Here is an 8,173-nt window from a genome sequence, read left to right on the forward strand (position 1 = left end):
TTTGGCATCGTGCGATGTCAGTCGGCGGCGTTGGGGGTTTCTTCGGGCTGGGGTTCAAACCTTTGCAGGACTCCCCGGATGGCTTTGTGCACGCGGCTGACGGCTTTTTGCAGGTCTTCGGCGGTGGCGCTCCAGATGTGCAGGTAGTTTGCGGTGAGGGGAAGGGTGTCAATGCCGAGGTGGGCACACACGGCGTAGGCGGTAGCTTCGGCTTCGAGTTCTTTTTCCTCTTTGCTGCGTTCCACCCCGTCAAAGTGCAGGATGCAGTGGGCCATTTCGTGAATGAGGGTGCGGGTCTGGTGGCTGGGGGTGGGTTGCCGTGCAGGGTTGGAGTTGATGACGATGGTTTTGCCATCGGTGTACCCTCCCCTGTCGGGTCCGAGGTCACTGAAATGCACCGGGTACCCGCAGCGCTCCACCAGGGTTTGCAGGTCGGCGTGGCTGAAGTTGCCCTGCACCTCTCTGGCCAGGGTGGGCAGGTCTTGCCCTTCGGTTTGTGCAACATCGAAGATGGTCCCGAAGGTGATGCCGGTCATTTCCCGTTCGCCGGTGGTGGGGTTTTTGCGGGTGCAGGGCACCATGATGCGGATGCCTTTTTCGCCTTTTTTGACCTGGCGGCCCCGTTTCTTCCAGTCCTGGTAGCTGGCCACCTGGGTGGCCATGGGGTTTTGCATCTGGATCAGGATGGTGTTGCGGTAGGAATACTGGTGGAAGGTGGCGAGGTACTTGAGGTAGGCCAGCAGTTCTTCGCTGAAGCCCTGTTTCAGGCGCTCGGTGAGGCGCTCAAAAATCTGCTCGCACTGGGTTTTGAAGGTTTCCATCTGGGCGGCTTTCTCGGCTTTGTACTGGTCTTTCTCTTGCTGGGTGAACTCGCGCTTTTTCATGTGAACCCTCCATTAACTTATCTGTTTATAAGTATACACCCAAAAAGTCAGATTGTCAAGAAAACACCGTCCAGAACAGTTTTTCTTTTGCCTGCCCCTTCCTGCTTTCCTGGCAACCCACCTTCCGCATCGGTGATGCACCTGTGGTGCATCACCTTTACACCGCGCGCAGCGCTTCCTCAAAACGTTGTGACCCTTCGCGGAGGCGAATGGGGGCACAACCAGCTGTGAGGAAGGGGGAGGGGCCAAAAAGAGCGCCGAACCGCTTCAAGCTCTGGCCCCTCCCCCTTCCGTCAGCCATGAGCACAGCAAAACGGTCCCGTGGGCCGCGTCAGCGGAACACTTAAAAGGACCGTTTTTCGATATGAGCCCACAGGGGTGCTCTTCCCCTGTGGGACCCCCACCCTTTCAGGTGGGGGTCTGGCATTTCAGAAAGGGGTGTCTTGTTCCAGCAGGCCGGGCAGCACCTGATCGATCAGCGGGTGGTGGTCCCAGATGACCATGTCTTCGTCTTCCAGGGCCTCGATGGCCTGCCGGGCAGCCATGCGGAGTTCGTCCTGGGTGGCGTCTCCTGGGTGGAAGTGCAGCTGGTTTTCGGGGGTGATGAGCCGCCTGAAGAAGCTTTTGAGGTCCATGCGGTAGGTGGCCCGCATGGTGTGGGTGCTGAGGCTGTAGCCGAATTCGTGCAGCTGGGCCATGCTCCCATCGAAGTATGCGAATCTGGGGGGTTCCGGGTGGGTCCAGTTGGCCGGGGTGCGGCTGTTGTACTGGAAGGTCAGGAGGGTGTGCTGTTCGTACAGCTGTGGGGGGTTTTCGCTGGAAAGGATTTTGCTGTTGCTGTCGTGAATTTCGAGGATCCAGAGGATGAACATGGGTTTTCCTTTCTGACCGGAGAGGCCCAGGCCTCTCCGGTCGGTGGTGAGGTCAGTTGTTGCGCCAGGGCCTTTTGATTTGCAGGGGTCCGGTTTCCACCACTTTTCCCAGGAAGTCGGTGGTGGTGTAGGTTTGCTGGGTGTAATTTTCCTCATAGGTGCGGCCCTGGTTGCTTTTGTAGATGTAGACCAGTTCGGGTTCCTCCAGGGTGTCTTCGTATTCCCACCTTTCGGTTTCGGGCTGGGGGATCTGCTGGGTGGGGGCTGCGGTGATTGCACTGGGGTTGTTCATGTGAACCTCCATTGATTAACTTATCTGTTTATTAGTATACACTAAAATAAGCTTCCCGTCAAGGCCAAAAACGAAAAAAGCCGCTCTCAGGCGGCTTCCCCTTGCAGCAATCCCAGCACCACCGTTCGGGTTTCCGGGCTGATCGGAGCATGCTCGATGATCTCCCGCTTGTTTTCCAGGTACTCCAGGCAAGACCCCTGAAGGCTGTAACGCACGGCTTCCACCAGTTCCACTCCCCGCATGGATTCCCCTCTGGGTTGCCAGTAGCTGTCCTCCCGGTAGCAGATGCCCAGGGCCTGGCAGTGTTCACCCAGTTTGTGCTTCAGCTGGTGCAGTTCCTCGGTGTAGTCATCGCTCACAAAGTTCAGCAGGGCCACCTTTCCCCCTTGAGCCAGCATCTGGCTGAAAAACCGGTGGACGCTCTGAAGATCCTGAATGAATGCCTGTTCCCCTGCGGTCATGGTTGCACCTTCCCCTGGTCCAGCACTTTTTCGATCAGGTAGCCCGCGCTGGTCAGCGCCACTTTTTCGGCCTGACTGATGTTTCCAGCGTCATCCAGTTTGATGTGTGACACGTAGGTTTCTTGTGTACGGGTGTCTTTGACCAGAATCCGAATGCGTTGCACCATTGCCCTCACCTCTTTTAATTATCTTTCTATTAGTATACACCCAAAACGTCAGGCTGTCAACCGTCCAGAACACACTTTTTTCTTTTTGCCTGCCCAACCAAGCCCCGTGTTTCTAGATCGAACGCCCCAGAGCCGGTGCTGGAAACCCCGAAAAAAAAGACCATGAATCCTGAGCGCAGCGACGCCTTGAACACCCAGAGGGCACCCCAGAACACCGTTCTGGGGTGTTTCCAGGGCAGCCCGCACCATCAACCCCCCGGGGAACAGCACTCCCCCACCCTCACCCCGTTTCTGAGTCTCAACCCCTTCACCGTCTGCTGTTCCCCGTTTCACTGGGAACCCCAACGGGCAGGGCTGCCCTGGAAATGCTCAAGGTCAGGATTCATGACCTCAGGTGCAGCACTTCTGTGCTGCACACCCCAACAGCGCAACGCGCTTCCTCAGAAAGTCCTGACCTTTCGCGGAGGCGAATGGGGGCAGGACCACAGCAGAGGGATCCCTGAATGACAGGGGACGCAGAGCCGCCTCAAGCCCTGATGTTCGGGGTGTCCCTCTGCCATGAGCACAGCAAAACGGTCCCGTGGGCCGCGTCAGCGGAACACTTGAGGGGACCGTTTTACCTTTAAAAGCCGCAGGGGCCTGACCCCAGTGGTCTCTGCTGGGTTCAGTGTGGGTTCCACTGCTGCAGGAAAAGCTGGATTTCGGGTTGGGCCAGCAGTTGGTGGACGGCTGTTTGGTCCAGGCCCTGGTCGTGGTGTTGGGTGTGCTGGTTGGCTTCCAGGTAGCGGCGGGCGAATGCCTGGGCTTCCTGGCTGAGGCAGGGCCTGCGGATGCTGCCTTGTCGGGTGCAGGTGGTGATGTGCATGGGTTCACCGGGGGTGGCGTGGGCGAACAGGGGCAGGGTGTGCACAAAAGCTGCGGCTTCGGCTGCGCTGACTTCGGTGAGGGTGTGGTTGTCGTGGATGAAGAAGTGGATGGGGCGTCTGGTGAAGACTTTGAGGTGGTAGTCTGCGCGGGTGTCGTGCTGGTAGAGCAGCAGGTCGGTGCCGCTTTCCCGCAGGATCCACACGAAACGCTGGGGGTTGCATTGCAGGGTGATGCGGTCCAGGTCGAGGTCTTCCCGGTAGCGTATCGGGAAACCTGTGGTTTTGCTGAGGTGTTCGATTCTTTCAAAGGCGGGGCTGGTGGTGGGTGCGGTCATGTCCACTCCTTATAACTTATCTATTTATAGGTATACACCAAAGATCAGATCTTTTCAAGGGTTTCACCATTCCAGCAAGCAAAAACACCCCATAAAGGGGTGCTTGCATGTGGGCTTCATCAACCCTGGGCTGGACCTTCCACCATTTGCCTGAGCCTGCTTTCGCTGTAATGCACCCCTGGCAGGTCCTCCAGCAGCTGTCTCGCCTCGTGTTCATCCAGCGGGTGCTGCTGCCATTTCCCGAAGTGCCTGAGGGGGAAATGCACTTCGCAGGCAACCCGCATGACCTGCCCTTGTGGGTCCAGCCACCATCCGGTGAGGGTGAGGGTGTTGTCCTGAAAGTGGATGTGGTGGTCCACCATGGTCCAGATGCCCTGCAGCTGGCTGCGGGCATGGCGCTCAAAAGCCTCCATGGTGCCTGCCACCGAAAGGTGAATCCAGGCGGCTTTCAGGTGCTTCTGGGTTTGCTGGGTGCTGATGAACAGGGCCGTGAGCAGCACCGTGATGAGCAAGAAACCCACGGCAGTCCATTTGAGGGTGGGGGTGAGGGTGCTGCCTGCCATGAAAACCAGTGTGGGCAGGGCCAAAAGCATCATCATTGCCAGCATCTGCAGGGTTTTCCTGTGGGTGTGGTGGTGGTTTTGACGGTTCCACTGTTCAAACTGCAGCAGCTCCTGGTGAAAGTCCTGGGTGGGGTTCATAGGTGCTCCATTGGGGTTTTGAAAGGGGTGTTCAGGCTCGGGGTGTCAGGCAGGGGAATCAGCAGGGTGTCTCTGTGGGTTTCGTCCTCACGGGCGTAGGTGGTCTGGATGTAGCAGTCCTCTCCGCTGGCCACCAGAACATGACGGGTGAACTGGCAACTGAGGCCTTCTGCTGCTGTCATGAAAGCAGCAATGCCTGGAACGGGGGTGAGGGCCTTGAGGGCGTGAACCGTTGGCCGGGTGGGGATCACCCGGTCGAATTTGGGCAGGTCGTCTTGTTCACTTTGTCCCTGCAGGGTATTGCGCTGGCTGGTGAGGGTTCCTGTGGTGGGGTTCAGGGTGTAACTGGTTCCGCTCCAGTGCGTGGCGTTCATCAGCTCTTTCATGCTGTAAGACCAGTGGGTGCCTGCTGGGGCGTCTGCCGGGGCGTCTTGCATGGTCAGAATCACCATCAGGCTGGGGGTGTGGGTCACGAAATGCAGTTTGCCCTGGTGGTTCCACAGGTACACCCGGTCCCGTTTGGGGGTGGTGGATTTGAGTGTTTCCTGGGTCTTCCAGAGGTCAACAACAGCTTTGAGGCGTTTGAGTTTGGTGTGGTCCAGGTTGAAAGTGGTCATTTGGCTCCTTGCAGGGGGGTGAATTTGAGTTGCTGGTTGCGTTCCAGGTCTTTGAGGAGTGCAACGAGGCTGTGGTGGTTCATGTCGTACAGGCTGTCCAGCAGGTGGTGGAAGTTTTCGCGGGTGAGGGGGCAGGGTTCGATTTCCCGCTGGATCCAGCTGGGGTCCTCCCACAGTTCGGATTCCCATTTGGGGGGTTCATCGGGGTAGGCGGCGGTGTGGGTGGTGCTGTAATCGAGTCCGGCGTGCTGCAGGTAGAGTTTGAGGATGTACAGGGCGTTTTCGTCGCGGGTGCCGTCGCATCTGTCAGTCACCCGGTACGGTCTAACGCTGTACTGTCGGTGGCCGTATCCGGGGTCTTCTGGGGCGAAGCCTTCCAGTTCATCCCAGAGGATCTCCACAAGGTGGGGGCGGTCTCCGCCCATGGCCTGTTCTCGCACGTGCTGCGGGCAGTGCCGGTGGTGTTCTTCGGGCAGTGCTCCAATGTGATGGTAGGTCCTCATGGCCAGATCCTGGGGTGCAGTTCGGGGGTATTTTGCAGGGCGTGAATGAAACTGTGCAGAAAGGTGTTTCCTTGCGGGTGCGTGGTGTGATGGTGGACCATTTTGGCGTACAGATCGATTCTTTCTTGATCGGTGAGCAGGTCTTCAAGGTGTTGGTGGGGAATTCCAGCTGCGGCCCAAGTGGTGAGGGTGCGGTAGTGATGTTCACTGATGGTGTCGGTGTGGGGGGCCTGGTCGTTCATCCAGTAGTACATTTCTGGCCTTTGGCAGATGGGCAGGAATTCGATGTGGTGCAGGTGGTGGATGGTGATGATGCCTGCAAGACCATGTCCAAATGCCAGGTAACAGGTGATGGGGTGCTGCAGGTTTCTCAGGGTGCTTTTGAGCACCGTGAGGCTTTCGGTGGGTGGGGTGCCGCTCTCAAGGTCGAGCAGCACCATCTGGCTGGATTGCAGGAGTCGTTTCAGCATGCTTCCTCAGAAGGCGCGGGCGCTCACGCCGGATTGGGGGAGGTTTTCGAGCAGGTGACTGGTGTATCGGTCTGGAATGAACCATTTGGCGAGGTGGGTGCTTTTTTCTTTTTCAATGAGGGCTCTCCTGGGCAGCCACAGGGTTTTTTGGTGCACCCGGCTGTTGGGGGTGTGGGGGTCGTCTATTTGGATCTGCAGGGCTTTGGGGGTGGTGCGGGTGATGGTGCCGTGCAGGAATTGGGTGAACAGGGCGCTGTGGGCGAGTGCGCTGGCAATCAGGATGCACACCCGGTTGCCTTCCTGGTATTGCTCATGTCTTTTTTCGAGGGTCAGGGGCATGTGTGGCCTTTCGGGTCTGGAGGTCTGGCATCGTGTGATGTCAGGGGTGTCTTTTCTGCAGCGCCAGCATCACAAAGTCATGGCGGGTTTGTTCCGTGTAATGGCGGTAGAGGGGTTTGCTGAGCAGGAATGCGGCTTGAACCAGTCGCCGGTGAATCTGGTTGTGTTCAGGGTCTGGGTAAGTCCAGATCCAGAGGTGGTTGCGGCATCTTTCGCTGGCTGCAAGGAGTCCTGAGCTGTCCCCCTGGTCAAGCTGGGTTCGGCTGGCCTGGATGGCGGCTTCAATGCTGGTGATGACCGGGGGTGCAAGGGTGGCTCGGTGTTTTTCCAGTGTCTCCGCAACGGCTTGGATGGCTTTTTGCCAGGTCATGTTGCTTCCTCCAACGGTCTGGTTTTCAGCAACAGGCTTGCCGAAAACCAGCGTTCGATAACTTATCTGTCTATTAGTATACACCAAAATTCGCAGAAAGGCAAGTCCAGACGCTCAAATCCTGTTTTCCTTTTGCCTGCAAAGGCCACACTGTGCAACCCCTCCTGCATTTGACATCACACGATGTCACAGGTCATCTGTGCCCCTGAGGTCCCCTTGCGGGTTCAAAAAGCCATGCCGGGGAAGAGGGGACTGATGGTTTCCGGGGTGACACTGGCCAGATCCGGGAACAGAGGGGTCTGCTGCTCTGGCTGGAGCACCTTGAGGGCATACTCCCTCAGGCCGTCGTTCACATGGGGTTTCAAATGCTCGGACCTCAGGGCGCGGCATGCGGTGAGGTCATCGCTGATCAGCACCTGGATGGCTTTGTTGGGGTCATGCCAATGATTAAGGTTTTTGCGGAGTCAGCAAATTTAAGCCGTTCAAGACGCTATTCTTTGGATTTCTTGCGGTGTTTGGCCTTGAGGCGGTAGATGCAGCGCTCTGACACTCCAAACGTCTCCGCAATCTCCTTCACTGAATGCGCTGGGTTGCGCAGTAGTTCCAGAACCACCTGTTGCCGGTCCTCTGACAAAGCTGATTTTCTCCCACCCTGACGCCCTCTGGCCCTTGCCGCATCCAGCCCTGCCTGGGTTCTTTCGCGGATGAGGTCCCTTTCAAATTCGGCCAGGGCTCCGAAGATATGGAAGAACAATTTGCCATTGGCTGTGGAGGTGTTGATGCCTTCTTGTAGCACCAGCAGGTTCACTTTTTTCTCGTTCAGCACAGTGACCACTTCGATCAGGTGCTGCAGACTCCGCCCAAGGCGATCGAGTTTCCAAACAACCAGGGTGTCTCCAGCACGCAGGTAGTTCAAAGCCTCTGACAGTCCTGGACGGTCTTTCTTGGCTCCACTGCTGGTGTCTTTGAAGATCCTGAGGCAACCGGCGCGGGTGAGGGCGTCTTCTTGGAGGTTTAGGTTTTGATCCCGGGTGGAAACCCGGGCATACCCAACCTTAGGGCCGCTGTTTTCTGAACTGACAAAACTCATGTCCTCATTGTATTTCGTCAAAATGATTTCGTCATGCGATTACGTCAGGGCTTTGACGAGAAAAAACCAGGGCTTTCACCCAGGCTGTACTTGCTGACGAAAAGGACAGTTAATGGTTTACCCGAGGCTGAAATGCTGTGGTGTCAGCGATCAAAAAGAAAGGAAAATCCGCTGAAAGAGTAGACCTGGACATTTCCACAAAACCG

Annotated in this window: 14 protein-coding genes; all 14 read right to left on the reverse strand. The window is 57.2% G+C overall.

Translation table 11 applies throughout. From position 1 onward, the window contains the following. Positions 1-17: 17 nt before the first annotated feature. Positions 18-884: an ArdC-like ssDNA-binding domain-containing protein gene (locus IEY52_RS23670; protein ID WP_189008050.1), complete on the reverse strand. Its 867-nt coding sequence runs from the start codon at positions 882-884 to the stop codon at positions 18-20. A gap of 428 nt (positions 885-1,312) precedes the next feature. Further along, complete coding sequence (locus tag IEY52_RS23675; RefSeq protein WP_189008053.1) at positions 1,313-1,756, reverse strand: hypothetical protein; 444 nt, start codon at positions 1,754-1,756, stop codon at positions 1,313-1,315. 52 nt (positions 1,757-1,808) lie between these two features. Continuing rightward, positions 1,809-2,048, reverse strand: coding sequence for a hypothetical protein (locus IEY52_RS23680; protein WP_189008056.1), 240 nt, complete (start codon positions 2,046-2,048; stop codon positions 1,809-1,811). A gap of 86 nt (positions 2,049-2,134) precedes the next feature. Continuing rightward, a complete protein-coding gene (locus tag IEY52_RS23685) occupies positions 2,135-2,509 on the reverse strand; it encodes a hypothetical protein (RefSeq protein WP_189008059.1) in 375 nt (124 codons plus the stop codon). Then, complete coding sequence (locus IEY52_RS23690; RefSeq protein ID WP_189008062.1) at positions 2,506-2,676, reverse strand: hypothetical protein; 171 nt, start codon at positions 2,674-2,676, stop codon at positions 2,506-2,508. Before IEY52_RS23690 ends, IEY52_RS23685 begins: the two co-directional genes overlap by 4 nt. A 664-nt stretch (positions 2,677-3,340) precedes the next feature. Beyond that, a complete protein-coding gene (locus IEY52_RS23695) occupies positions 3,341-3,877 on the reverse strand; it encodes a hypothetical protein (RefSeq protein WP_189008065.1) in 537 nt (178 codons plus the stop codon). Positions 3,878-3,996: 119 nt separating this feature from the next. Next, a complete protein-coding gene (locus tag IEY52_RS23700) occupies positions 3,997-4,578 on the reverse strand; it encodes a hypothetical protein (RefSeq protein ID WP_189008070.1) in 582 nt (193 codons plus the stop codon). Further along, on the reverse strand, positions 4,575-5,195 hold the full coding sequence (locus IEY52_RS23705; RefSeq protein ID WP_189008073.1) for a hypothetical protein: 621 nt from the start codon (positions 5,193-5,195) through the stop codon (positions 4,575-4,577). Before IEY52_RS23705 ends, IEY52_RS23700 begins: the two co-directional genes overlap by 4 nt. Next, entirely contained in the window at positions 5,192-5,698 is a 507-nt protein-coding gene (locus IEY52_RS23710) for a hypothetical protein (protein WP_189008076.1), read from the reverse strand. Before IEY52_RS23710 ends, IEY52_RS23705 begins: the two co-directional genes overlap by 4 nt. After that, positions 5,695-6,168: a hypothetical protein gene (locus IEY52_RS23715; protein WP_189008079.1), complete on the reverse strand. Its 474-nt coding sequence runs from the start codon at positions 6,166-6,168 to the stop codon at positions 5,695-5,697. Before IEY52_RS23715 ends, IEY52_RS23710 begins: the two co-directional genes overlap by 4 nt. A gap of 6 nt (positions 6,169-6,174) precedes the next feature. Further along, complete coding sequence (locus IEY52_RS23720) at positions 6,175-6,507, reverse strand: hypothetical protein (protein WP_189008082.1); 333 nt, start codon at positions 6,505-6,507, stop codon at positions 6,175-6,177. Positions 6,508-6,547: 40 nt separating this feature from the next. Next, positions 6,548-6,877 carry a hypothetical protein gene (locus IEY52_RS23725; protein WP_189008085.1) on the reverse strand — a complete coding sequence of 110 codons (330 nt, stop codon included), beginning with the start codon at positions 6,875-6,877 and terminating at the stop codon, positions 6,548-6,550. A gap of 224 nt (positions 6,878-7,101) precedes the next feature. Then, the gene (locus tag IEY52_RS23730; RefSeq protein WP_189008088.1) at positions 7,102-7,293 is read right to left on the reverse strand and encodes a hypothetical protein; all 192 of its coding nucleotides are present in this window, start codon (positions 7,291-7,293) and stop codon (positions 7,102-7,104) included. 74 nt (positions 7,294-7,367) lie between these two features. Next, positions 7,368-7,967: a recombinase family protein gene (locus IEY52_RS23735; protein WP_189008091.1), complete on the reverse strand. Its 600-nt coding sequence runs from the start codon at positions 7,965-7,967 to the stop codon at positions 7,368-7,370. Positions 7,968-8,173: the final 206 nt, after the last annotated feature.

The sequence above is a fragment of the Deinococcus roseus genome (genome assembly GCF_014646895.1).
GTDB lineage: Bacteria > Deinococcota > Deinococci > Deinococcales > Deinococcaceae > Deinococcus_C > Deinococcus_C roseus.